Source organism: Streptococcus chosunensis, assembly GCF_003626515.1.
Taxonomy (GTDB): Bacteria; Bacillota; Bacilli; order Lactobacillales; family Streptococcaceae; genus Streptococcus; species Streptococcus chosunensis.
Genome location: NZ_RBCK01000002.1, coordinates 1 through 26,366, shown reverse-complemented (window position 1 = coordinate 26,366; position 26,366 = coordinate 1). Strand labels below are relative to the sequence as shown.

The following is a 26,366-nucleotide window of genomic DNA, read 5'->3' as shown; positions in this document are numbered from 1 at the left end:
ATATAATAGATTATACATTAAAAAATCTAAATTACAAGATAAAAAATCCATTTTTAGACATATAGTCTAATTTGTTTATAAGGAGGAAATATGAAAGAAAGTAATAAACGCTTAAAAACAAAGAGAACTATTGAAAATGCTATGGTCCAATTACTAATGGAACAACCATTTGATCAAATTTCTACTGTCAAGTTAGCAAAAAAAGCCGAAATTAGTCGTTCCAGCTTCTATACTCACTATAAGGATAAGTATGATATGATTGAGCACTATCAAAGTAAACTATTTCATACATTTGAATATATTTTTCAAAAACATGCTCATCACAAAAGAGATGCTATTTTAGAAGTCTTTGAATATCTAGAGTCAGAACCACTTCTGGCTGCCCTTCTTTCTGAAAATGGGACCAAAGAAATCCAAAATTTCTTACGAAATAAACTCCATATCATGCTCAGTACAGATTTACAAAAGCAATTTATGCAACTGAATCTCAATACCACTGAATTAGAATATAGTAGCATCTATCTAACTCACGCACTTTTTGGTGTCTGCCAAACTTGGATTGCACATGGAAAAAAAGAAAGTCCTCAAGAAATAACAGACTTCCTTATGAAGATGCTTGGTGATACAAATTGATACAAAAAGAGGAACACAGTTGTGTTCCCTTTTATCTATACTCCGCCAGTAGGACTCGAACCTACGACATCATGATTAACAGTCATGCGCTACTACCAACTGAGCTATGGCGGATAAAATAGTCCGTACGGGATTCGAACCCGTGTTACCGCCGTGAAAAGGCGGTGTCTTAACCCCTTGACCAACGGACCTTCTATCTGTAGCAGATATAACCATTATATCAATTTCTTACTAATTGTCAATCACTTTTGAGATTTTTTCTCTAGAATATCTTTTAATTTTCTAATTTTTAATCTTGAAATAGGACAACGATGGTCTTCATAGAAAACAATTTCTAGGTTTTTTCGATCAATTTCTCTGATATTGCCTATATTTACCAAAAATGACTTATGAGGAGAATAAAATCGCTGAGTATGTTTGTCCTTTTCCTGAATATCTGTCATGGTACCATAAAACTCTTTTGCAAAATTCTTACCAATAATGCGCAATTTATGAGAGACTCCTGTCGTTTCAATATACAAAATATCATGGTAAGGGATTTTTAAATCATTTCCCTTGTAATTGTAGTCAAAATAATCTACCACATCTTCATTTTCAAGTAACATACTCTTCGTGTAAAAGATATTTTGCTCAATTCTCTTCTTAAACAACTCATCATTGATATCCTTATCAACAAAATCTAAGGCTGATACCTGGTATTTATAGGTTAGAGTTGCAAACTCTGATCGACTGGTGATAAAGACGATAATAGCATAAGGATTGTGATGACGAATAAACTGGGCAACTTCAAACCCTTTTTTCTCAATTCCATGAATATCGATATCTAGAAAATAAAGCTGGTTTACTTCGTCGTTTTCAATATATTCCTTGAACTCACGAACTTTTCCCGTTGTCTTGTATGATATTGGAATATTCGATTCTTTCGAAATTTCATCCAATATTCTCTCTAGTCTCACTTGATGTTCAATAACATCTTCTAAAATTAAAACTTTCATTCAAATTCCCTCTTAAATCTAATGATTTGTCTAAATGTACTGCCTTCCATCTCTGTTTCTAAAATAATATTGTTGTACTTATCTAGTAGTTCTTTCACATTATTTAATCCTACTCCGCGATTTCTTCCCTTAGTGGAGAATCCTAAAGCAAATAGATCTCCTGAAGGAGTCATCGTCATTTTGCATGAATTCTGAATCACAATAACTGTTTCAGTTTCCATCTTAATAACTGCTACTTCCATCTGCTTTTTATAACTATCAGCCGATCCTTCAACAGCATTGTTCAATAAAACGCTCATGATACGAACCAAATCCAATAGTTCAATTGGGAGCTTAGTAATAGTATCTTTTACTTCCAATGTAAACTCTACACCATTATTTCGAGCATAGACAATTGACTGAGCAACCAAACTTCGTAAAGCTGAATCTTCTATGTTGTTCAAATCAAAGTAAGTGTACTTATCTGAACGCAGTTTGTGATTAGCTTTGACCAAAACTTCATTGTAAACTCTGTCAATTTCCTGTAAATTACCACTGTCAATTGCCATCTGCATGCTAACAAGCATCCCAGCATAGTCATGTCTAAAACCACGAATTTCATTATACAGACCGACAATTTCATCTGTATAATTCTGTAAATGTTTCTGTTCAAATTTCTTCTGCTTCAAAGCAATCTCTTTCTCCATTTGTTCTTTATGCGAATTCATTGCAAAAAAGGTCAAAAGTAAAGAGATAAAGACGATAGATGATAAAATACTTCCAAAACTATTCAAATGTTTAATCGTACTTACCATATCTGAAACGAAAGATGCAACATGTAGCAATAGTAAGGCAAAAAATACTTTTTTCAAGAAAGGATAAAGGTAATCTTTGTCAAAATAGGATAGTTCCAAATGGAAATAACGAATGTTTGTTACGATGACGATATAAGTCAACACCGCTACAACGAAAAAGAATAGGCCATAATATTGTAAAACAAAATTGTCTCCTGTTATAGAGGAGAAAGTTACGGACAGAAAGGTGTGAGGACTCTCATATAAAAGAGATAGTAGTAAACTTAGGAATAATCCTTTATCCCTCTCATACTGTTTAATCCATCTAAAATAGGAATATAATACCAAAGGAAATAAAAATGTTACAATCCCTAATTCATCTAAAGATAGAAAATAGAAGGGAAGACCAAGGATTATTTGTAATAGTAATGTATAAGCACCAAAAACGTATAATTCCTTTGCTTTTATTTGACCTTTACAAATTAAATGGTAACTGTGACTAATAATTAAAAAATATAATATAAAATCTACTACTAAGAAAAAATCCATTCTGATCCCCCTTTATCTTCTTTTAAACAAATTAAAGAAAATTTTATCTGCTATCCTAATCTCCCCACCTTGAATCTTTTGCAAGTCTTTTTCCTTCAAGGCTACAAACTGTTCCAATTTAACTGTGTTTTTCATAATAAAATCTCCTCAATGTTTTTTCTTGTAAGCTAACTTACAAAAACAATTATACAAAATGGAATTTCGTTTTAGATAAAATTCTCTCAACTGTCATTTTTTTCTCCCCAAGTGTACTTTTTTAAGAAAAAAGCCGGGAAAATTCCCAGCTTTGCTACTATATTGATCCCAGCAGGATTCGAACCTGCGACCGTTCGCTTAGAAGGCGAATGCTCTATCCAGCTGAGCTATGAGACCTAATACAGCTATTCTACCAAAAATCCAATTGAAAGTCAATTTTCTATTTATGATAGGGTGATCCCTGCTGAATCGTAAAAGCCCGATAGATTTGTTCAACAAGGACTAGTCTCATTAACTGATGAGGCAAGGTTAAACGTCCAAAACTAACAGAAAGATTGGCTCTCTTTTTTACATCCTGTGCTAACCCCAGACTCCCTCCAATAATAAAGGTAAGAGTAGAAAATCCTTTTATAGAGGCTTCTTCTAACTGCTTACTAAATTCTTCTGAGGAGAAAGTTTTCCCTTCAATAGCTAACGCAATAACAAAATCACGGTCACCAACTTTTGATAAAATTCTCTGACCTTCTATTTCTAAAATCTTTTGATTTTCTGACTCACTGGCCCTATCTGGTGTTTTTTCATCTGCTAGCTCAATCATTTCAAGCTTAGCAAATCGAGAAATTCGTTTTGAATACTCTGCGATACCATCTTTTAAATACTTTTCTTTCAGTTTCCCAACTGTTACAACTTTAATTTTCATGACTCTATTCTAACATATTCTCTATTTTTTCACATCTTATTCACAAAATAAAAGGTTAATTTTAGCCGAGAAAACCACAGATTTTTGAAAGTTATCCACAATCTGTGAAAAACTTTTATTTTTAAGTTATAATTAAGCTAGTCAGTTTATACTTTCATTAATCTAAAACATATGGAGGCAAATATGAAACATCTCAAAACATTTTACAAAAAATGGTTTCAATTATTAGTCGTTATCGTCATTAGCTTTATTAGTGGAGCCTTGGGGAGTTTTTCAATAAACCAACTAACTCAGAAAAGTACTGTAAGTAACTCCAACAACAATAGTACTATTACACAGACTGCCTATAAGAACGAAAATTCAACAACACAGGCTGTTAACAAAGTAAAAGACGCTGTTGTTTCTGTTATTACTTATTCAGCTAACAGACAAAATAGCGTATTTGGTAATGATGATACTGACACTGATTCTCAGCAAATCTCTAGTGAAGGATCTGGGGTTATTTATAAAAAGAATGATAAAGAAGCTTATATTGTCACCAATAATCACGTTATAAATGGCGCCAGCAAAGTAGATATTCGTTTGTCAGATGGAACTAAAGTACCTGGAGAAATTGTCGGAGCGGATACTTTCTCTGATATTGCTGTCGTCAAAATCTCTTCAGAAAAAGTGACAACAGTAGCGGAGTTTGGTGATTCTAGCAAGTTAACCGTAGGAGAAACTGCTATTGCCATCGGTAGCCCGTTAGGTTCTGAATATGCAAATACTGTCACTCAAGGTATCGTATCTAGTCTTAATCGAAATGTATCTTTAAAATCTGAAGATGGACAAGCCATTTCTACGAAAGCCATCCAAACTGATACTGCTATTAACCCAGGTAACTCTGGTGGCCCACTAATCAATATTCAAGGACAGGTTATCGGAATTACCTCAAGTAAAATTGCAACAAATGGAGGAACATCTGTAGAAGGTCTTGGTTTTGCAATCCCTGCAAATGATGCTATCAATATTATTGAACAGTTAGAAAAGAACGGAAAAGTGACTCGTCCAGCTTTGGGCATCCAAATGGTCAATCTCTCAAATATTAATACAAGTGATACTAGAAGACTGAATATTCCAAGTAGTGTAACATCTGGTGTAGTTGTTCGTTCTGTGCAGAGCAATATGCCTGCCAATGGTCACCTTGAAAAATACGACGTTATTACAAAAGTAGATGACAAAGACATTGCTTCATCAACAGACTTACAAAGTGCTCTTTACAATCATTCTATCGGAGACACCATTAAGATAACTTACTATCGTAACGGTAAAGAAGAAACTACATCTATTAAGCTTGACAAGAGTTCAGGTGATTTAGAATCTTAATTGACATCTATGTAAAGAAAGCTTTACATAAGAGAAAAGATGTGTTAGTGTAGAATCATGGAAAAATTTGAAATGATTTCTATCACAGATATACAAAAAAATCCCTATCAACCTCGAAAAGAATTTGATGGAGAAAAACTACATGAACTAGCACAGTCTATCAAAGAAAATGGGGTCATTCAACCGATTATTGTTCGTCAATCTCCTGTTATTGGTTATGAAATCCTTGCAGGAGAGAGACGCTATCGGGCTTCACTTTTAGCTGGTCTAAGGTCTATCCCAGCTGTTGTTAAACAGCTTTCAGATCAAGAAATGATGGTCCAGTCCATCATTGAAAATTTGCAAAGAGAAAATTTAAATCCAATAGAAGAAGCACGCGCCTATGAATCTCTTGTAGAGAAAGGATTTACCCATGCTGAAATTGCAGATAAAATGGGTAAGTCTCGTCCTTATATCAGCAACTCCATTCGCTTGCTGTCCTTGCCAGAACAGATCCTCTCAGAAGTAGAAAATGGCCAACTATCACAAGCCCATGCGCGTTCTCTCGTTGGGTTGAATAAGGAACAACAAGACTATTTCTTTCAACGAATTATAGAAGAAGACATTTCTGTAAGAAAGTTAGAAGCTCTTCTGACAGAGAAAAAACAAAAGAAACTGCAAAAAAATGATCATTTCATACAAAATGAAGAAGAACAGTTAAAAAAACTACTCGGATTAGATGTAGAAATCAAACTGTCTAAAAAAGACAGTGGAAAAATCATTATTTCTTTTTCAAATCAAGAAGAATACAGTAGAATTATCAACAGCCTGAAATAAGGCTGTTCTTTTATTTTTTTATCTCACAAGGTTATCCACTATTTTTTTCAAAAAAAAGCTTCATAAATCAACAGTTTCTGATTTTATCCCCAACCTGTGGATAAAACTTGATAACATTGTGGATTATTTTTCACAACTTGTGGAAAAATCTTATTATCTATGGTAAAATAAGTCTAGCATTAAACTTTTAAACAAGTAGTAAAGGAGGAGGACGGATTGAAAGAAAAACAATTTTGGAATCGTATCTTAGAATTTGCTCAAGAAAGACTGACTCGATCCATGTATGATTTCTATGCTATTCAAGCTGAACTCATCAAGGTAGAGGAAAATGTTGCCACTATATTTTTACCACGATCTGAAATGGAAATGGTCTGGGAAAAACAACTAAAAGATATCATTGTAGTAGCTGGTTTTGAGATTTATGATGCTGAGATAACTCCCCACTATATTTTCATCAAACCTCAAGATACTACTGTCTCACAAGTTGAAGAAGCTCCAAATTCAACTCTTTATGACTATAGTCCAAAGTTAGCATCTATTCCTTATTCGGATACTGGATTAAAAGAAAAATATACCTTTGATAATTTTATTCAAGGGGATGGTAATGTTTGGGCTGTATCAGCCGCCTTGGCTGTCTCTGAAGATTTGGCCTTGACCTATAATCCTCTTTTTATCTATGGAGGACCTGGCCTTGGTAAGACTCACTTACTCAATGCCATTGGGAATGAGATTTTGAAAAATATTCCTGATGCGCGTGTTAAGTACATTCCTGCTGAAAGCTTTATCAACGACTTTCTTGAACACCTGAGACTTGGTGAAATGGAAAAGTTCAAAAAAACTTACCGTAGCCTTGATCTCTTGTTAATTGATGATATCCAATCACTGAGTGGAAAAAAAGTTGCAACTCAGGAAGAATTTTTCAATACTTTCAATGTTCTCCATAGCAATCAAAAACAAATTGTTCTGACTAGTGATCGTAGTCCTAAACACCTAGAAGGCCTTGAAGAAAGGCTTGTCACGCGCTTTAGCTGGGGCTTGACGCAAAACATCACACCACCTGACTTTGAGACACGTATTGCTATTTTACAAAGCAAAACAGAGCATTTAGACTACCATTTCCAAAGTGATACCCTAGAATACCTAGCTGGCCAATTTGATTCAAACGTTCGAGAACTTGAAGGAGCAATCAACGACATCACTTTAATTGCCAGAGTGAAGAAGATTAAGGATATCACTATCGATATCGCTGCAGAAGCTATTCGAGCTCGCAAACAAGATGTTAGCCAAATGCTCATCATCCCAATTGATAAAATCCAAAATGAAGTTGGTAACTTTTATGGTGTCAGTGTCAAAGAAATGAAGGGAAGCAGACGCCTTCAAAATATTGTTTTAGCACGTCAAGTAGCCATGTATCTTTCTAGAGAATTAACAGATAACAGTCTTCCGAAAATAGGAAAAGAATTCGGAGGAAAAGACCATACAACAGTCATTCATGCCCATGCCAAAATTAAATCTTTGATTGATGAAGACGATAATTTACGGTTAGAAATTGAATCAATCAAAAAGAAAATCAAATAACCTGTGGATAACTTTTGCTTTTTTATCTTTTTTATCCACATTTTTTAAACAAGCCAAAAAACTTGATATGACTTGTTTAAAGTCTGTTTTCCACAGATTTCACAGACTCTATTATTACTATTATCCTTCTAATACTAAAAATAAATAAAGGAGAATCCATGATTCATTTTTCAATTAATAAAAATTTATTTCTACAAGCATTAAATACTACTAAGAGAGCTATAAGCTCTAAAAATGCCATTCCTATTTTATCAACCGTAAAAATTGATGTGACTAATGAAGGTGTTACTTTAATTGGTTCAAATGGTCAAATTTCAATTGAAAATTTTATTTCTCAAAAAAATGAAGATGCTGGTTTATTAATTACTTCTTTAGGTTCGATCCTTCTTGAAGCTTCTTTCTTTATCAATGTGGTATCTAGTCTACCTGATGTGACTCTTGATTTTAAAGAAATTGAACAAAATCAAATTGTTTTAACCAGCGGCAAATCAGAAATTACCCTAAAAGGAAAAGATAGCGAACAATATCCACGAATCCAAGAAATTTCAGCAAGCACTCCTTTGGTTCTTGAAACAAAATTACTCAAGAAAATTATCAATGAAACAGCCTTTGCTGCAAGTACACAAGAGAGTCGTCCAATTTTAACAGGTGTTCATTTTGTATTAAGTCAACACAAGGAGCTAAAAACAGTGGCAACAGACTCTCATCGTCTAAGCCAGAAAAAATTAACGCTTGAGAAAAATAGTGATGATTTTGATGTTGTCATTCCTAGCCGTTCTCTACGCGAATTTTCAGCGGTATTTACAGATGATATTGAAACTGTAGAGATTTTCTTTGCCAATAACCAAATCCTCTTTAGAAGCGAAAATATTAGCTTCTATACTCGTTTGTTAGAAGGTAACTATCCTGATACAGATCGTTTGATTCCAACGGACTTTAATACTACTATTACTTTTGATGTTATAAACTTACGCCAGTCAATGGAACGTGCTCGTCTTTTATCAAGTGCTACTCAAAATGGTACTGTGAAACTTGAAATTAAAGATGGGGTTGTTAGCGCCCATGTTCACTCTCCAGAAGTTGGTAAAGTAAACGAAGAAATCGATACTGATCAAGTGACTGGTGAAGATTTGACTATTAGTTTCAACCCAACTTACTTGATTGATTCACTCAAGGCTTTAAATAGCGAAAAGGTGACTATTAGCTTTATCTCAGCTGTTCGTCCATTTACTCTTGTGCCAGCTGATACTGAAGAGGACTTCATGCAACTTATCACCCCAGTTCGTACAAATTAAGTGAAAGAGGTTGAGCCTAGCTCGCCTCTTTTATGATATAATCAAAAAAGAAAAGGAGAGTAGTATGTATCAAGTTGGAAATTTTGTTGAGATGAAAAAACCACACGCTTGCACCATCAAGTCAACAGGAAAAAAAGCTAATCGTTGGGAAATTACACGTGTTGGAGCAGATATCAAAATCAAATGCAGTAATTGTGACCATGTTGTCATGATGGGACGCTATGATTTTGATCGAAAGATGAATAAAATTATTGACTGATACTCAATGAAAATCAAAGAGCAAACTAGGAAACTAGCCGCAGGCTGTACTTGAGTACGGCAAGGCGACGTTGACGTGGTTTGAATTTGATTTTCGAAGAGTATGAGAACACTTAGTTAGAGGGTTAGCAAGTTTTCCCTTTTTGTGTTATAATATTAGGGATTGAAATGAAAACGGAGAATGAGAAAATATGGCTTTAACAGCAGGTATCGTTGGTTTGCCAAACGTTGGTAAATCAACACTATTTAATGCAATTACAAAAGCAGGAGCAGAGGCAGCAAATTACCCATTTGCGACGATTGATCCAAACGTTGGAATGGTAGAAGTTCCTGATGAACGCCTCCAAAAATTGACGGAAATGATTACTCCTAAAAAGACAGTTCCAACAACTTTTGAATTTACAGATATCGCAGGGATTGTAAAAGGAGCTTCAAAAGGAGAAGGGCTAGGAAATAAATTTTTGGCCAATATCCGTGAAGTAGATGCGATTGTTCACGTAGTTCGTGCTTTTGATGATGAAAATGTTATGCGCGAGCAAGGACGGGAAGATGCCTTTGTGGATCCACTTGCGGATATTGACACCATTAACCTAGAATTGATTCTTGCTGACTTAGAGTCAGTTAATAAGCGTTATGCGCGTGTAGAAAAGATGGCACGTACGCAAAAAGATAAAGAATCTGTGGAAGAATTTAATGTTCTTCAAAAGATTAAACCTGTTCTTGAAGATGGAAAATCAGCTCGAACCATTGAATTTACAGATGAAGAACAAAAGGTTGTCAAAGGTCTCTTCCTTTTGACGACTAAACCAGTTCTTTATGTAGCGAATGTAGATGAAGATGTAGTTTCAGATCCAGATTCTATCAACTATGTTAAACAAATTCGTGAATTTGCAGCGACAGAAAATGCTGAAGTAGTTGTTATTTCTGCACGTGCTGAGGAAGAAATTTCTGAGTTAGACGATGAAGATAAGCAAGAGTTTCTTGAAGCACTTGGTTTGACAGAATCAGGAGTTGACAAGTTGACTCGTGCAGCTTACCACTTGCTTGGACTGGGAACTTACTTCACAGCTGGTGAAAAAGAAGTTCGCGCTTGGACCTTCAAACGTGGTATGAAGGCTCCTCAAGCAGCTGGTATTATCCACTCAGACTTTGAAAAAGGCTTTATTCGTGCAGTAACCATGTCATATGAGGATCTAGTGAAATACGGATCTGAAAAGGCCGTAAAAGAAGCTGGACGCTTGCGTGAAGAAGGAAAAGAATATATCGTTCAAGATGGCGATATCATGGAATTCCGCTTTAATGTATAAGAAATTTAATAAATAGTGTCAATTAGGTTGGAAAAAAATTCCAACCCTTTTGGCTTTTGAAAGGAAAAATAAATGACCAAATTACTTGTAGGCTTGGGCAATCCAGGGGATAAATATTTTGAAACAAAACACAATGTTGGTTTTATGCTGATTGACCAATTAGCTAAAAAACAAAATGTCACTTTTACACACGATAAGATATTTCAAGCTGATCTAGCATCTTTTTTTCTTAATGGCGAAAAAATTTATCTGGTCAAACCAACGACCTTTATGAATGAAAGTGGAAAAGCAGTTCATGCTTTATTGACTTACTATGGTTTGGATATTGAAGATTTACTCATCATTTACGATGATCTTGACATGGAAGTTGGAAAGATTCGTTTAAGAGCAAAGGGATCAGCAGGTGGTCACAATGGCATTAAGTCTATTATTCAACATATAGGGACCCAGGTATTTAATCGTGTTAAGATTGGAATCGGAAGACCTAAAAATGGTATGTCAGTTGTTCACCATGTTTTGAGTAAGTTTGACAAGGATGATTATATCGGTATTTTACAGTCTATTGACAAGGTTGACGATGCTGTAAACTATTATTTGCAAGAGAAAAACTTTGAGAAAATAATGCAGAGGTATAATGGATAAATGGTGACCTTATTAGATTTATTCTCAGAAAATAATCAGATTAAAAAATGGCATCAAAATCTAACAGATAAGAAAAGACAACTAATACTTGGTTTATCAACGTCTACTAAGGCTCTTGCAATTGCAAGCAGTCTAGAAAAAGAAGATAAGATTGTGTTATTGACGTCAACTTATGGAGAAGCAGAAGGACTTGTTAGTGATCTTATCTCTATCTTGGGTGAGGAACTTGTCTATCCGTTTTTGGTAGATGACTCCCCTATGGTCGAGTTTTTGATGTCTTCACAAGAAAAAATCATTTCACGGGTTGAAGCTTTGCGTTTTTTGACTGATTCATCTAAGAAAGGGATTTTAGTTTGTAATATCGCAGCAAGTCGATTGATTTTACCGTCTCCCAATATATTCAAAGATAGTATTGTAAAAATAACAATTGGTGAAGAATATGACCAACACGCACTTATCCATCAGTTAAAAGAGATAGGCTATCGAAAAGTTACACAAGTACAAACTCAAGGCGAATTTAGTCTGCGAGGAGATATTTTAGATATTTTTGAAATATCCCAGTTAGAACCTTACCGAATTGAGTTTTTTGGTGATGAAGTCGATGGTATTAGGTCATTTGAAGTCGAAACACAATTATCGAAAGAAAATCAGACAGAACTCACCATCTTTCCAGCTAGTGATATGCTTTTGAGAGAAAAGGATTATCAACGAGGTCAGTCAGCTTTAGAAAAACAAATTTCAAAAACGTTATCACCTATTTTAAAATCATACTTAGAAGAAATTCTTTCAAGTTTTCATCAAAAACAAATTCATTTAGATTCTAGGAAGTTTTTATCTTTGTGTTATGACAAGACATGGACTGTTTTTGACTATATTGAAAAAGATACCCCAGTATTCTTTGATGATTATCAGAAATTGATGAATCAGTATGAAGTCTTTGAAAGGGAGTTAGCACAATACTTTACAGAAGAATTACAGAACAGTAAAGCATTTTCTGAGATGCAGTATTTTGCAGATACAGAGCAAATCTATAAAAAACAGAGTCCGGTTACCTTTTTCTCTAACCTGCAAAAGGGGTTAGGAAATCTCAAGTTTGATCAAATTTATCAATTTAATCAATATCCCATGCAAGAGTTTTTCAATCAATTTTCTTTTCTAAAAGAAGAAATTGAGCGATACAAAAAAATGAATTACACTATTATTCTTCAGTCTAGCAATTCAATGGGAAGTAAAACATTGGAGGATGTTTTAGAGGAATATCAGATTAAATTAGATTCCAGAGATAAGTCAAGTATCTGTAAAGAATCTGTAAACTTAATCGAGGGTAATCTCAGACATGGTTTTCATTTTGTAGATGAAAAGATTTTATTGATAACTGAACATGAGATTTTTCAAAAGAAATTGAAACGTCGTTTTCGAAGACAACATGTTTCGAATGCAGAGAGATTAAAAGATTACAATGAACTTGAAAAAGGGGACTACGTTGTCCATCATATCCATGGGATTGGTCAATATCTAGGGATTGAAACAATTGAAATCAAAGGGATTCACCGTGATTATGTTAGTGTTCAATACCAAAACGGGGATCAAATCTCTATCCCAGTGGAACAGATTCATCTACTGTCTAAATACGTTTCAAGTGACGGGAAAGCTCCTAAACTCAATAAATTAAATGACGGTCATTTCAAAAAAGCCAAGCAAAAAGTTAAGAACCAGGTAGAGGATATAGCTGACGATTTAATCAAACTTTATTCTGAGCGCAGCCAGTTGAAGGGTTTTGCTTTTTCAGCTGATGATGAAGATCAACATGCTTTTGATGATGCCTTTCCTTATGTTGAAACGGATGATCAACTTCGTAGTATTGAGGAAATCAAGAGCGATATGCAGGCTTCTCAGCCAATGGATCGACTTTTAGTTGGGGATGTTGGTTTTGGAAAGACTGAAGTTGCTATGCGTGCAGCCTTTAAGGCAGTCAATGATAACAAACAGGTTGTCGTTTTAGTTCCGACGACGGTTTTAGCGCAACAGCACTATACGAATTTTAAGGAACGATTCCAAAATTTTGCAGTTAATATTGATGTGTTGAGTCGCTTTAGAAGTAAAAAAGAACAGACTGAAACACTTGAAAAATTGAAAAAGGGTCAAGTTGATATTTTGATTGGAACGCATCGAGTTTTATCTAAAGATGTTGAGTTTGCTGATTTGGGATTGATGATTATTGATGAAGAGCAGCGATTTGGTGTCAAGCATAAGGAAACCTTGAAAGAGTTGAAGAAACAAGTGGATGTCCTAACCCTGACCGCTACGCCAATTCCTCGTACCCTTCATATGTCTATGCTGGGAATCAGAGATTTGTCTGTTATTGAAACTCCACCGACTAATCGTTATCCAGTGCAAACCTATGTTTTGGAAAAGAATGATAGTGTCATTCGTGATGCGGTCTTGCGTGAAATGGAGCGTGGAGGTCAAGTTTACTATCTTTACAACAAAGTTGACACGATTGACCAAAAGGTTTCAGAATTACAGGAGTTGATTCCAGAGGCTTCGATTGGTTTTGTTCATGGGCAAATGAGTGAGATTCAGTTAGAAAATACTTTATTAGATTTCATTGAAGGTCAGTATGATATTTTGGTGACAACTACCATTATTGAGACAGGGGTGGACATTCCAAATGCCAATACTTTATTTATTGAAAATGCGGACCATATGGGCTTGTCAACCTTGTATCAGTTAAGAGGAAGAGTCGGTCGTAGTAATCGTATTGCTTATGCCTATCTCATGTATCGCCCAGAAAAATCAATCAGTGAAGTCTCTGAAAAGAGATTAGAAGCGATAAAAGGATTTACAGAATTGGGTTCTGGATTTAAGATTGCAATGCGAGATCTTTCGATTCGTGGAGCAGGAAATCTCTTAGGCAAATCCCAGTCTGGTTTCATTGATTCTGTTGGTTTTGAATTGTATTCGCAGTTATTGGAGGAAGCTATTGCTAAACGACATGGTAATGGGAACACAAGGACCAAAGGGAATGCCGAATTAATTTTGCAAATTGATGCCTATCTTCCTGATACTTATATATCTGACCAACGACATAAGATTGAAATTTACAAGAAAATTCGTCAAATTGACAACCGTGTCAATTATGAAGAGTTACAGGAAGAGTTGATGGACCGCTTTGGAGAATACCCAGACGTTGTAGCTTATCTTTTAGAAATTGGTCTAGTCAAGTCATACTTGGACAAGGTCTTTGTTCAACGTGTGGAACGAAAAGAAAATAAGATTACAGTTCAATTTGAAAAAATTACTCAGCGACTGTTCTTGGCTCAAGATTATTTTAAAGCTTTATCCGCAACGAACTTAAAAGCAGCTATAGCTGAGAATAAGGGATTAATGGAAGTTGTATTTGATGTTCGAAACAAGAAGGACTATGAAATTTTAGAAGGTCTGCTCATTTTTGGAGAAAGTTTATTAGAGATAAAAGTGTCGAAAGAAGGCAATTCTCTTTAACATTTTTCTTCTATAAAATGGAGAAAAATGGTACAATAATAATTTGAGGTAATAAAAATGAGATTAGATAAATATTTAAAAGTATCAAGAATTATCAAGCGTCGTACAGTCGCAAAAGAAGTAGCAGATAAAGGCAGAATCAAGGTAAATGGAATCTTGGCCAAAAGTTCAACGGATTTGAAAGTTAATGACCAAGTTGAAATTCGCTTTGGCAATAAGTTGCTACTTCTAAAAGTACTGGAGATGAAAGATAGTACAAAAAAAGAAGATGCAGCAGGCATGTATGAAATTATCAGTGAAACACGGGTAGAAGAAAATGTCTAAAAACATCGTACAATTGAATAATTCTTTTATTCAAAATGAACATCAACGTCGTCGCTATCTGATGAAGGAACGACAAAAACGTAATCGTTTCATGGGTTGGGTTCTTATTTTGATGATTTTATTGTTCATTTTACCAACTTATAATCTTGCTCAAAGTTATCACCAATTACTCCAAAGACGTCAACAGTTATCAGACTTGCAAACTCAGTATCAAAACTTGAGTGAGGAAAAGGAGAAAGAGACAGCTTTTGCTACAAAGTTGAAAGATGAAGATTACGCTGCTAAATACATGCGTGCAAAATATTATTATTCTAAGAATCGGGAAGCTGTTTATACGATTCCTGACTTGCTTCCAAGGTGATGAAATGGAAAATTTATTAGACGTAATTGAGCAATTTTTGAGTCTATCGGATGAAAAACTAGAAGAGTTGTCTGATAAAAATCAACTATTGCGTTTACAAGAGGAAAAGGAAAGGAAGAATGCGTAAATTCTTAATTATTTTGTTGCTACCAAGTTTTTTGACAGTTTCAAAAGTCGTTAGCACAGAAAAAGAAGTTGTATATACTTCGAAAGAAATTTATTACCTTTCACAATCTGACTTTGGTATTTATTTTAGAGAAAAATTAAGTTATCCCATGGTTTATGGAGAGGTTCCTGTTTATGCGAATGAAGATTTAGTAGTGGAATCTGGAAAATTGACTCCCCAAACAAGTTTTCAAATAACCGAGTGGCGTTTAAATAAACAAGGAATTCCAGTATTTAAGTTATCCAATCATCAATTTATTGCTGCAGACAAACGATTTTTATATGATCAGTCAGAGGTAACTCCAACAATAAAAAAAGTATGGTTAGAATCTGATTTTAAACTGTATAACAGTCCTTATGATTTAAAAGAAGTGAAATCATCCTTATCAGCTTATTCGCAAGTTTCAATTGATAAGACCATGTTTGTAGAAGGGAAAGAATTTCTACATATTGATCAAGTTGGATGGGTAGATAAGGAATTAACTTCTGAAGAAGATAATCGGATGAATAAAGTGCAAGAAATATTATCTGAAAAATATCAGAAAGTTTCTTTCTCTATTTATGTTAAGCAACTGACTACTGGAAAAGAAGCTGGTATCAATCAAGATGAAAAGATGTATGCAGCTAGCATTTTAAAATTACCTTATCTCTACTATACGCAAGAAAAAATAAATGAGGGTCTTTATCAGTTAGACACGACTGTAAAATACGTATCAGCAGTCAATGATTTTCCAGGTTCTTATAAACCAGAGGGAAGTGGTAGTCTCCCTAAAAAAGAGGACAATAAAGAGTATTCTATAAAGGACTTAATCACAAAAGTATCTAAAGAATCGGATAATGTAGCTCATAATTTATTGGGATACTACATTTCAAATCAATCTGATGCCACATTCAAGTCTAAGATGTCTACTATTATGGGAGATGATTGGGATCCAAAAGAAAAATTGATTTCTTCTAAGATGGCTGGGAAGGTCATGGAAGCTATTTATAATCAAAATGGATTTGTGCTAGAGTCTTTGACTAAAACAGATTTTGATAATGAGCGAATTGCCAAAGGTGTTTCTGTTAAAGTAGCTCATAAAATTGGAGATGCGGATGAATTTAAGCATGATACAGGTGTTGTCTATGGAGATTCTCCATTTATTCTTTCCATTTTCACTAAAAATTCTGATTATGATACGATTTCTAAGATAGCCAAGGATGTTTATGAGGTTCTAAAATGAGGGAACAAGATTTTTTTAATCATTTTCTCAAGAGAGGATATTTTAAAAAACATACTAAGGTGGTGCTAGCTCTTTCTGGTGGCTTAGACTCTATGTTTTTATTTAAGGTATTGTCTACCTATAAAAAAGAGTTAGAAATTGAATTGATTCTAGCTCATGTGAATCATAAGCAGAGAGTAGAATCAGATTGGGAAGAACAGGAATTAAGGAAGTTCGCTGCTGAAGCAGAGCTTCCTATTTATATCAGCAATTTTTCAGGAGAATTTTCAGAAGCGCGTGCTCGAGATTTTCGTTATGATTTTTTTCAAGAGGTCATGAAAAAGACAGGTGCGACAGCCTTGGTCACTGCCCATCATGCTGATGACCAGGTGGAAACGATTTTGATGCGCTTGATTAGAGGCACTCGTTTGCGCTATCTATCAGGAATTAAGGAGAAGAAAGTAGTCGGGGAAATAGAAATCATTCGGCCATTCTTGCATTTTCAGAAAAAAGACTTTCCACCAATTTTTCACTTTGAAGATACATCCAATAAGGAGAATCATTATTTTCGCAACCGTATTCGAAACTCTTACTTACCAGAATTAGAAAAAGAAAATCCTCGATTTAGAGATGCAATCCTAGATATAGGAAACGAGATTTTAGATTATGACTTAGCCATAGCTGAATTATCTAACAATATTGATCTAGAAAATTTAGAGCAGCTATTGTCTTACTCTGAGTCGACACAAAGAGTTTTACTTCAAACTTATCTGAATCGTTTTCCAGATTTGAATCTTACAAAAGCTCAGTTTGAAGAAGTTCGGAAAATTTTAAAAACTAAAAGCCAGTACCGTCATCCACTTAAAAATGGCTATGAATTAATAAAAGAGTACCAACATTTTCAGATTTGTAAAATCAGTCCTCAGGCTGATGAAAAGGAAGATGAACTTGTGTTACACTATCAAAATCAGGTATCTTATCAAGGATATTTATTTTCCTTTGGACTTCCTTTAGAAGGTGAATCAATTCAACAAATACCTGTTTCACGCGAAACATCTATATACATTCGCCATCGAAAACCAGGAGATGTTTTGATTCAAAATTGGCATAGAAAAAAACTCAGACGTCTATTTATTGATTTGAAAATCCCTATGGAAAAGCGAAAATCTGCTCTGATTATTGAGCAATTTGGTGAAATTATCTCAATTTTGGGAATTGCGACCAGTAATTTGAGTAAAAACACGAAAAATGATATAATGAACACTGTACTTTATATAGAAAAAATAGATAGGTAAAAAAATGTTAGAAAACGATATTAAAAAAATCCTCGTTTCACACGATGAAATTACAGAAGCTGCTAAAAAATTAGGTGCTCAACTTACTAAAGACTATGCAGGAAAAAATCCAATTTTAGTTGGGATTTTAAAAGGATCTATTCCTTTTATGGCTGAATTGGTCAAACATATCGACACACATATTGAAATGGACTTCATGATGGTTTCTAGCTATCATGGTGGAACAGCAAGTAGCGGTGTGATCAATATTAAACAAGATGTGACTCAAGATATCAAAGGAAGAGATGTTTTATTTGTAGAAGATATCATTGATACAGGTCAAACTTTGAAGAATTTGCGAGATATGTTTATTGCAAGAGAAGCAGCCTCTGTTAAAATTGCAACCTTGTTGGATAAACCAGAGGGACGTGTTGTAGAAATTGAGGCAGACTATACCTGCTTTACTATTCCAAATGAGTTTGTAGTAGGTTATGGGTTAGACTACAAAGAAAATTATCGTAACCTTCCTTATGTTGGAGTATTGAAAGAAGAAGTATATTCAAATTAGAAAGAACAATTTTTAATGAAAAAACAAAATAATGGTTTAATTAAAAATCCTTTTCTATGGTTATTACTTATTTTTCTCCTAGTTACAGGTTACCAGTATTTTAGTACAGGTAGTGTTGCAGGGAAAAGTGAGCAGATTAATTATACAGAATTGGTAAAAGAAATTACCGATGACAATGTAAAAGAATTGACTTACCAACCAAATGGTAGTGTTATCGAAGTTTCGGGTGTCTATAAAAATCCTAAAACAAGTAAAGAAGAAACAGGAATTCAGTTCTTTTCTCCTTCTGCCATAACAGTAGAGAAATTTTCAAGTATTATTCTTCCTTCAGATACTACAGTATCCGAATTGCAAAAACTTGCTTCTGACCATAAAGCGGAAGTAACTGTTAAGCATGAAAGTTCAAGTGGTATGTGGATTAATATTCTTGTATCCATTGTGCCATTCGGTATTCTTTTCTTCTTCCTATTCTCTATGATGGGAAATATGGGAGGAAATAATAGTCGTAACCCAATGAGTTTTGGACGTAGCAAGGCCAAAGCTGCAAATAAAGAAGATATTAAAGTAAGATTTTCAGATGTTGCTGGAGCTGAGGAAGAAAAACAAGAACTAGTTGAAGTTGTTGAATTTTTAAAAGATCCAAAACGATTTACAAAACTTGGAGCCCGTATTCCAGCAGGTGTCCTTCTAGAGGGACCTCCGGGAACAGGTAAGACGTTACTTGCTAAGGCAGTCGCCGGAGAAGCAGGTGTTCCATTCTTTAGTATTTCAGGTTCTGACTTTGTAGAAATGTTTGTCGGGGTTGGTGCAAGTCGTGTTCGTTCTCTTTTTGAAGATGCCAAAAAAGCAGCACCAGCTATCATCTTTATCGATGAAATTGATGCTGTTGGACGTCAACGTGGAGTTGGTCTTGGCGGAGGAAATGACGAACGTGAACAAACCTTGAACCAACTCTTGATAGAGATGGATGGTTTTGAGGGAAATGAAGGAATTATTGTCATTGCTGCAACGAACCGTTCAGATGTACTAGACCCTGCCCTTCTGCGTCCAGGACGTTTTGATAGAAAAGTATTGGTTGGCCGCCCTGATGTTAAGGGTCGCGAAGCAATCTTGAAAGTTCATGCTAAGAATAAGCCTTTAGCAGAAGATGTTGATTTGAAATTAGTGGCTCAGCAAACTCCAGGTTTTGTTGGTGCTGATTTAGAGAATGTATTGAATGAAGCGGCTTTAGTCGCTGCTCGTCGCAATAAATCGGTAATTGATGCCTCAGATATTGATGAAGCAGAAGATAGAGTGATTGCTGGTCCTTCTAAGAAAGATAAGACTGTTTCACAAAAAGAACGTGAATTGGTTGCCTACCATGAGGCAGGACATACCATTGTTGGTCTAGTCTTGTCGAATGCTCGTGTTGTGCATAAAGTTACTATCGTACCACGTGGACGTGCCGGTGGATATATGATTGCACTTCCTAAGGAAGACCAAATGCTTCTTTCTAAAGAAGATATGAAAGAGCAATTGGCTGGTTTAATGGGTGGACGTGTAGCTGAAGAAATTATCTTTAATGTCCAAACTACAGGAGCTTCAAACGACTTTGAACAAGCTACACAGATGGCGCGTGCAATGGTTACAGAGTACGGTATGAGTGAAAAACTTGGCCCAGTACAATATGAAGGAAACCATGCCATGTTTGGTGCACAGAGCCCTCAAAAATCAATTTCAGAGCAAACAGCTTATGAAATTGATGAAGAGGTTCGTTCATTATTGAATGAAGCACGAAATAAAGCTGCTGAAATTATTCAGTCAAATCGTGAAACTCACAAGTTGATTGCAGAAGCATTATTGAAATACGAAACATTGGATAGTACGCAAATTAAATCTCTTTACGAAACAGGAAAGATGCCTGAAACAGTAGAAGAGGAATCACATGCATTATCTTATGATGAAGTGAAGTCAAAAATGAATGACGAAAAATAACCCCGAGAGAGGCATGTCCTCTCTTTTTTGCGCAGTTGAAGCGGTGTAGAGAACAGAACGGGAAAATAGGACAAAAATGTTTTTGAATCTGTTAGACTATATCTAGAAAGGGGAACGTTATGTTTAAAGAATTGTATAAAGAAGTCCAGGGAATTGTATATAAGTGTAGAAATGAATACCATCTCCATTTATGGGAGTTATCGGATTGGGATCAAGAGGGAATGATTTGCTTGCATGAATTGCTTAGTAAAGAAGAAGGAATAGTAGAAGATATTCCTCGTTTACGTAAATACTTCAAAACCAAGTTCCGGAATCGAATTCTAGATTATATCCGTAAACAAGAAAGTCAAAAACGAAGATATGATAAAGAACCGTATGAAGAAGTAGGTGAGATAAGTCATCGTATCAGTGAGGGAGGTCTGTGGCTAGATGATTATTATCTCTTTCATGAAACACTAAGAGATTATAGAAACAAACAAAATAAAGAGCAACAAGAGGAGTTGGATCGTGTCTTAAGAAATGAACGATTCCGAGGTCGTCAAAGAGTATTAAGAGACTTACGTATTGTGCTTAAAGAGTTTGACATCCGTACACATTAGGAAGTCATACAAAAAAATAGAAAAAAGATAAAAAAGTAGTTGACAAAGTTTAAAAAGTGGGTATAATAGTAAGAGTTGAAAACAACTCTGGTCCGTTGGTCAAGGGGTTAAGACACCGCCTTTTCACGGCGGTAACACGGGTTCGAATCCCGTACGGACTATAGTATGTTGTGGTTGAGGCACTTGATGAAAAAAGTTAAAAAAGTTTCAAAAAAGTGTTGACAAGCGAAAGCGACTGTGATATACTAATATAGTTGTCGCTTGAGAGAAGCGAGTGGCAAAGACCTTTGAAAACTGAACAAGACGAACCAATGTGCAGGGCGCTACAACAATTGTTGTAGTACTGAACAATGAAAAAACAATAAATCTGTCAGTGACAGAAATGAGTGAGAACTCAAACTTTTAATGAGAGTTTGATCCTGGCTCAGGACGAACGCTGGCGGCGTGCCTAATACATGCAAGTAGAACGCTGAAGGAGGAGCTTACTCTTCTGGATGAGTTGCGAACGGGTGAGTAACGCGTAGGTAACCTGCCTGGTAGCGGGGGATAACTATTGGAAACGATAGCTAATACCGCATAAGAGTAGATGTTGCATGACATTTGCTTAAAAGGTGCAATTGCATCACTACCAGATGGACCTGCGTTGTATTAGCTAGTTGGTGGGGTAACGGCTCACCAAGGCGACGATACATAGCCGACCTGAGAGGGTGATCGGCCACACTGGGACTGAGACACGGCCCAGACTCCTACGGGAGGCAGCAGTAGGGAATCTTCGGCAATGGACGGAAGTCTGACCGAGCAACGCCGCGTGAGTGAAGAAGGTTTTCGGATCGTAAAGCTCTGTTGTAAGAGAAGAACGAGTGTGAGAGTGGAAAGTTCACACTGTGACGGTATCTTACCAGAAAGGGACGGCTAACTACGTGCCAGCAGCCGCGGTAATACGTAGGTCCCGAGCGTTGTCCGGATTTATTGGGCGTAAAGCGAGCGCAGGCGGTTAGATAAGTCTGAAGTTAAAGGCTGTGGCTTAACCATAGTACGCTTTGGAAACTGTTTAACTTGAGTGCAAGAGGGGAGAGTGGAATTCCATGTGTAGCGGTGAAATGCGTAGATATATGGAGGAACACCGGTGGCGAAAGCGGCTCTCTGGCTTGTAACTGACGCTGAGGCTCGAAAGCGTGGGGAGCAAACAGGATTAGATACCCTGGTAGTCCACGCCGTAAACGATGAGTGCTAGGTGTTAGACCCTTTCCGGGGTTTAGTGCCGTAGCTAACGCATTAAGCACTCCGCCTGGGGAGTACGACCGCAAGGTTGAAACTCAAAGGAATTGACGGGGGCCCGCACAAGCGGTGGAGCATGTGGTTTAATTCGAAGCAACGCGAAGAACCTTACCAGGTCTTGACATCCCTCTGACCGCTCTAGAGATAGAGTTTTCCTTCGGGACAGAGGTGACAGGTGGTGCATGGTTGTCGTCAGCTCGTGTCGTGAGATGTTGGGTTAAGTCCCGCAACGAGCGCAACCCCTATTGTTAGTTGCCATCATTCAGTTGGGCACTCTAGCGAGACTGCCGGTAATAAACCGGAGGAAGGTGGGGATGACGTCAAATCATCATGCCCCTTATGACCTGGGCTACACACGTGCTACAATGGCTGGTACAACGAGTCGCAAGCCGGTGACGGCAAGCTAATCTCTTAAAGCCAGTCTCAGTTCGGATTGTAGGCTGCAACTCGCCTACATGAAGTCGGAATCGCTAGTAATCGCGGATCAGCACGCCGCGGTGAATACGTTCCCGGGCCTTGTACACACCGCCCGTCACACCACGAGAGTTTGTAACACCCGAAGTCGGTGAGGTAACCGTAAGGAGCCAGCCGCCTAAGGTGGGATAGATGATTGGGGTGAAGTCGTAACAAGGTAGCCGTATCGGAAGGTGCGGCTGGATCACCTCCTTTCTAAGGATAAGGAACTGCGCATTGGTCTTGTTTAGTCTTGAGAGGTCTTGTGGGGCCTTAGCTCAGCTGGGAGAGCGCCTGCTTTGCACGCAGGAGGTCAGCGGTTCGATCCCGCTAGGCTCCATTGGTGAGAGATCACCAAGTAATGCACATTGAAAATTGAATATCTATATCAAATAGTAACAAGAAAATAAACCGAAAACGCTGTAGTATTAATAAGAGTTTATGACTGAAAGGTCAAAAAATAAGGTTAAGTTAATAAGGGCGCACGGTGGATGCCTTGGCACTAGGAGCCGAAGAAGGACGTGACAAACGACGATATGCCTTGGGTAGCTGTAAGTAAGCGATGATCCAGGGATTTCCGAATGGGGGAACCCAACAGGTACTACCTGTTACCCGCATCTGTTAAGGATGTGAGGAGGAAGACGCAGTGAACTGAAACATCTAAGTAGCTGCAGGAAGAGAAAGCAAAAGCGATTGCCTTAGTAGCGGCGAGCGAAACGGCAGGAGGGCAAACCGAAGAGTTTACTCTTCGGGGTTGTAGGACTGCAATGTGGACTCAAAGATTATAGAAGAATGATTTGGGAAGATCAGCCAAAGAGAGTAATAGCCTCGTATTTAAAATAGTCTTTGTACCTAGCAGTATCCTGAGTACGGCGGGACACGTGAAATCCCGTCGGAATCTGGGAGGACCATCTCCCAACCCTAAATACTCCCTAGTGACCGATAGTGAACCAGTACCGTGAGGGAAAGGTGAAAAGCACCCCGGGAGGGGAGTGAAATAGAACCTGAAACCGTGTGCCTACAACAAGTTCGAGCCCGTTAATGGGTGAGAGCGTGCCTTTTGTAGAATGAACCGGCGAGTTACGTTATGATGCGAGGTTAAGTTGAAGAGACGGAGCCGTAGGGAAACCGAGTCTGAATAGGGCGCCTTAGTATCATGACGTAGACCCGAAACCATGTGACCTACCCATGAGCAGGTTGAAGGTGCGGTAAGACGCACTGGAGGACCGAACCAGGGCACGTTGAAAAGTGCTTGGATGACTTGTGGGTAGCGGAGAAATTCCAAACGAACTTGGAGATAGCTGGTTCTCTCCGAAATAGCTTTAGGGCTAGCGTCGACATTAAGATTCTTGGAGGTAGAGCACTGTTTGGGTGAGGGGTCCATCCCGGATTACCAATCTCAGATAAACTCCGAATGCCAATGAATTATGGTCGGCAGTCAGACTGCGAGTGCTAAGATCCGTAGTCGAAAGGGAAACAGCCCAGACCACCAGCTAAGGTCCCAAAATAATTGTTAAGTGGAAAAGGATGTGGGGTTGCACAGACAACTAGGATGTTAGCTTAGAAGCAGCTATTCATTCAAAGAGTGCGTAATAGCTCACTAGTCGAGTGACCCTGCGCCGAAAATGTACCGGGGCTAAAACAATTTACCGAAGCTGTGGATACCTTTATAGGTATGGTAGGAGAGCGTTCTATGTGTGATGAAGGTGTACCGTGAGGAGTGCTGGAACGCATAGAAGTGAGAATGCCGGTATGAGTAGCGAAAGACAGGTGAGAATCCTGTCCACCGTAAGACTAAGGTTTCCAGGGGAAGGCTCGTCCGCCCTGGGTTAGTCGGGACCTAAGGAGAGACCGAAAGGTGTATCCGATGGACAACAGGTTGATATTCCTGTACTAGAGTATGTAGTGATGGAGGGACGCAGTAGGCTAACTAAAGCAGACGATTGGAAGTGTCTGTCTAAGCAGTGAGGTGTGATATGAGTCAAATGCTTATATCTGTAACATTGAGCTGTGATGGGGAGCGAAGTTTAGTAGCGAAGTTAGTGACGTCACACTGCCAAGAAAAGCTTCTAGCGTTTAAACATACTCTACCCGTACCGCAAACCGACACAGGTAGTCGAGGCGAGTAGCCTCAGGTGAGCGAGAGAACTCTCGTTAAGGAACTCGGCAAAATGACCCCGTAACTTCGGGAGAAGGGGTGCTGACTTTACGTCAGCCGCAGTGAATAGGCCCAAGCAACTGTTTATCAAAAACACAGCTCTCTGCTAAATCGTAAGATGATGTATAGGGGGTGACGCCTGCCCGGTGCTGGAAGGTTAAGAGGAGTGCTTAGCGTAAGCGAAGGTATGAATTGAAGCCCCAGTAAACGGCGGCCGTAACTATAACGGTCCTAAGGTAGCGAAATTCCTTGTCGGGTAAGTTCCGACCCGCACGAAAGGCGTAATGATTTGGGCACTGTCTCAACGAGAGACTCGGTGAAATTTTAGTACCTGTGAAGATGCAGGTTACCCGCGACAGGACGGAAAGACCCCATGGAGCTTTACTGCAGTTTGATATTGAGTGTCTGTACCACATGTACAGGATAGGTAGGAGTCTAAGAGATCGGGACGCCAGTTTCGAAGGAGACGTTGTTGGGATACTACCCTTGTGTTATGGCCACTCTAACCCGGATAGGTGATCCCTATCGGAGACAGTGTCTGACGGGCAGTTTGACTGGGGCGGTCGCCTCCTAAAAGGTAACGGAGGCGCCCAAAGGTTCCCTCAGAATGGTTGGAAATCATTCGCAGAGTGTAAAGGTATAAGGGAGCTTGACTGCGAGAGCTACAACTCGAGCAGGGACGAAAGTCGGGCTTAGTGATCCGGTGGTTCCGTATGGAAGGGCCATCGCTCAACGGATAAAAGCTACCCTGGGGATAACAGGCTTATCTCCCCCAAGAGTTCACATCGACGGGGAGGTTTGGCACCTCGATGTCGGCTCGTCGCATCCTGGGGCTGTAGTCGGTCCCAAGGGTTGGGCTGTTCGCCCATTAAAGCGGCACGCGAGCTGGGTTCAGAACGTCGTGAGACAGTTCGGTCCCTATCCGTCGCGGGCGTAGGAAATTTGAGAGGATCTGCTCCTAGTACGAGAGGACCAGAGTGGACTTACCGCTGGTGTACCAGTTGTCTTGCCAAAGGCATCGCTGGGTAGCTATGTAGGGAAGGGATAAACGCTGAAAGCATCTAAGTGTGAAACCCACCTCAAGATGAGATTTCCCATGATTTTATATCAGTAAGAGCCCTGAGAGATGATCAGGTAGATAGGTTAGAAGTGGAAGTGTGGCGACACATGTAGCGGACTAATACTAATAGCTCGAGGACTTATCCAAAGTAACTGAGAATATGAAAGCGAACGGTTTTCTTGGTTTGAATAGATATTCAATTTTGAGTAGGTATTACTCAGAGTTAAGTGACGATAGCCTAGGAGATACACCTGTACCCATGCCGAACACAGAAGTTAAGCCCTAGAACGCCGGAAGTAGTTGGGGGTTGCCCCCTGTGAGATATGGAAGTCGCTTAGCT

21 protein-coding genes, 5 tRNA genes and 3 rRNA genes are annotated in these 26,366 nt (G+C 37.8%); 22 read left to right on the top strand and 7 right to left on the bottom strand.

Annotated elements, in window-relative coordinates; translation table 11 throughout:
• The first annotated feature begins 90 nt into the window (after positions 1–90).
• On the top strand, positions 91–633 hold the full coding sequence (locus D7D54_RS05985) for a TetR/AcrR family transcriptional regulator (RefSeq protein WP_020902304.1): 543 nt from the start codon (positions 91–93) through the stop codon (positions 631–633).
• A gap of 40 nt (positions 634–673) precedes the next feature.
• Here D7D54_RS05985 and D7D54_RS05980 read toward each other — a convergent pair.
• From D7D54_RS05980 to rlmH, 7 genes are all read right to left on the bottom strand, one after another.
• A tRNA-Asn gene (locus D7D54_RS05980) sits at positions 674–747 on the bottom strand.
• Positions 748–752: 5 nt separating this feature from the next.
• Positions 753–824, bottom strand: a tRNA-Glu gene (locus tag D7D54_RS05975).
• 51 nt (positions 825–875) lie between these two features.
• The gene (comE, locus tag D7D54_RS05970) at positions 876–1,628 is read right to left on the bottom strand and encodes a competence system response regulator transcription factor ComE (protein ID WP_000866073.1); all 753 of its coding nucleotides are present in this window, start codon (positions 1,626–1,628) and stop codon (positions 876–878) included.
• Positions 1,625–2,950, bottom strand: coding sequence for a competence system sensor histidine kinase ComD (gene comD, locus D7D54_RS05965; RefSeq protein WP_120719044.1), 1,326 nt, complete (start codon positions 2,948–2,950; stop codon positions 1,625–1,627). Before comD ends, comE begins: the two co-directional genes overlap by 4 nt.
• Positions 2,951–2,962: 12 nt before the next feature.
• A complete protein-coding gene (gene comC / locus D7D54_RS05960; RefSeq protein WP_084928698.1) occupies positions 2,963–3,085 on the bottom strand; it encodes a competence-stimulating peptide ComC in 123 nt (40 codons plus the stop codon).
• Between the two features lie 163 nt (positions 3,086–3,248).
• Positions 3,249–3,322 (bottom strand) — tRNA-Arg (locus tag D7D54_RS05955).
• A 43-nt stretch (positions 3,323–3,365) separates the two neighbouring features.
• Positions 3,366–3,845 (bottom strand): 23S rRNA (pseudouridine(1915)-N(3))-methyltransferase RlmH, encoded by a 480-nt coding sequence (gene rlmH / locus D7D54_RS05950; RefSeq protein WP_120719043.1) that lies wholly within the window; start codon positions 3,843–3,845, stop codon positions 3,366–3,368.
• Positions 3,846–4,028: 183 nt separating this feature from the next.
• On the opposite strand from rlmH, the gene htrA reads away from it, so the two are divergent.
• The 21 genes from htrA to rrf all read left to right on the top strand — a co-directional run bounded on the left by htrA (position 4,029) and on the right by rrf (position 26,365).
• Positions 4,029–5,210: a serine protease HtrA gene (gene htrA / locus D7D54_RS05945; protein WP_120719042.1), complete on the top strand. Its 1,182-nt coding sequence runs from the start codon at positions 4,029–4,031 to the stop codon at positions 5,208–5,210.
• Positions 5,211–5,267: 57 nt separating this feature from the next.
• Positions 5,268–6,026: a ParB/RepB/Spo0J family partition protein gene (locus D7D54_RS05940; protein ID WP_020902309.1), complete on the top strand. Its 759-nt coding sequence runs from the start codon at positions 5,268–5,270 to the stop codon at positions 6,024–6,026.
• Between the two features lie 216 nt (positions 6,027–6,242).
• Positions 6,243–7,604 carry a chromosomal replication initiator protein DnaA gene (gene dnaA, locus D7D54_RS05935; RefSeq protein ID WP_120719041.1) on the top strand — a complete coding sequence of 454 codons (1,362 nt, stop codon included), beginning with the start codon at positions 6,243–6,245 and terminating at the stop codon, positions 7,602–7,604.
• A gap of 158 nt (positions 7,605–7,762) precedes the next feature.
• Positions 7,763–8,899, top strand: a complete 1,137-nt coding sequence (gene dnaN, locus D7D54_RS05930; protein ID WP_020902310.1) for a DNA polymerase III subunit beta — start codon at positions 7,763–7,765, stop codon at positions 8,897–8,899.
• 64 nt (positions 8,900–8,963) lie between these two features.
• Complete coding sequence (locus D7D54_RS05925) at positions 8,964–9,158, top strand: DUF951 domain-containing protein (RefSeq protein ID WP_000285186.1); 195 nt, start codon at positions 8,964–8,966, stop codon at positions 9,156–9,158.
• A gap of 190 nt (positions 9,159–9,348) precedes the next feature.
• Positions 9,349–10,464, top strand: a complete 1,116-nt coding sequence (ychF, locus tag D7D54_RS05915) for a redox-regulated ATPase YchF (RefSeq protein WP_120719040.1) — start codon at positions 9,349–9,351, stop codon at positions 10,462–10,464.
• Positions 10,465–10,536: 72 nt separating this feature from the next.
• The gene (pth, locus tag D7D54_RS05910; RefSeq protein WP_120719039.1) at positions 10,537–11,106 is read left to right on the top strand and encodes an aminoacyl-tRNA hydrolase; all 570 of its coding nucleotides are present in this window, start codon (positions 10,537–10,539) and stop codon (positions 11,104–11,106) included.
• Positions 11,107–14,610: a transcription-repair coupling factor gene (mfd, locus tag D7D54_RS05905; RefSeq protein ID WP_120719038.1), complete on the top strand. Its 3,504-nt coding sequence runs from the start codon at positions 11,107–11,109 to the stop codon at positions 14,608–14,610. It abuts the gene before it with no gap.
• Positions 14,611–14,667: 57 nt separating this feature from the next.
• A complete protein-coding gene (locus D7D54_RS05900; protein WP_020902314.1) occupies positions 14,668–14,934 on the top strand; it encodes an RNA-binding S4 domain-containing protein in 267 nt (88 codons plus the stop codon).
• Complete coding sequence (locus D7D54_RS05895) at positions 14,927–15,295, top strand: septum formation initiator family protein (protein ID WP_020902315.1); 369 nt, start codon at positions 14,927–14,929, stop codon at positions 15,293–15,295. The genes D7D54_RS05900 and D7D54_RS05895 overlap by 8 nt, the downstream gene beginning before the upstream one ends.
• 4 nt (positions 15,296–15,299) lie before the next feature.
• Positions 15,300–15,422, top strand: coding sequence for an SP_0009 family protein (locus D7D54_RS09580; RefSeq protein WP_020902316.1), 123 nt, complete (start codon positions 15,300–15,302; stop codon positions 15,420–15,422).
• On the top strand, positions 15,415–16,683 hold the full coding sequence (locus D7D54_RS05890; RefSeq protein ID WP_020902317.1) for a serine hydrolase: 1,269 nt from the start codon (positions 15,415–15,417) through the stop codon (positions 16,681–16,683). Before D7D54_RS09580 ends, D7D54_RS05890 begins: the two co-directional genes overlap by 8 nt.
• Positions 16,680–17,957, top strand: a complete 1,278-nt coding sequence (gene tilS, locus D7D54_RS05885; protein ID WP_020902318.1) for a tRNA lysidine(34) synthetase TilS — start codon at positions 16,680–16,682, stop codon at positions 17,955–17,957. Before D7D54_RS05890 ends, tilS begins: the two co-directional genes overlap by 4 nt.
• A 4-nt stretch (positions 17,958–17,961) precedes the next feature.
• Positions 17,962–18,504, top strand: coding sequence for a hypoxanthine phosphoribosyltransferase (gene hpt, locus D7D54_RS05880; RefSeq protein ID WP_020902319.1), 543 nt, complete (start codon positions 17,962–17,964; stop codon positions 18,502–18,504).
• Between the two features lie 15 nt (positions 18,505–18,519).
• A complete protein-coding gene (gene ftsH / locus D7D54_RS05875) occupies positions 18,520–20,478 on the top strand; it encodes an ATP-dependent zinc metalloprotease FtsH (protein ID WP_120719037.1) in 1,959 nt (652 codons plus the stop codon).
• A 119-nt stretch (positions 20,479–20,597) separates the two neighbouring features.
• Positions 20,598–21,077: a sigma-70 RNA polymerase sigma factor region 4 domain-containing protein gene (locus tag D7D54_RS05870; RefSeq protein ID WP_031237866.1), complete on the top strand. Its 480-nt coding sequence runs from the start codon at positions 20,598–20,600 to the stop codon at positions 21,075–21,077.
• Positions 21,078–21,166: 89 nt separating this feature from the next.
• Positions 21,167–21,238: transfer RNA gene (locus tag D7D54_RS05865), tRNA-Glu, on the top strand.
• 240 nt (positions 21,239–21,478) lie between these two features.
• Positions 21,479–23,024 (top strand): 16S ribosomal RNA (locus D7D54_RS05860).
• 51 nt (positions 23,025–23,075) lie between these two features.
• Positions 23,076–23,148, top strand: a tRNA-Ala gene (locus D7D54_RS05855).
• 124 nt (positions 23,149–23,272) lie between these two features.
• Positions 23,273–26,173 (top strand): 23S ribosomal RNA (locus D7D54_RS05850).
• A gap of 76 nt (positions 26,174–26,249) precedes the next feature.
• Positions 26,250–26,365: ribosomal RNA gene (rrf, locus tag D7D54_RS05845) — 5S ribosomal RNA — on the top strand.
• The 16S, 23S and 5S rRNA genes sit together here with 2 tRNA genes alongside, the layout of an rRNA operon.
• The last annotated feature ends 1 nt before the right edge of the window (position 26,366 follow it).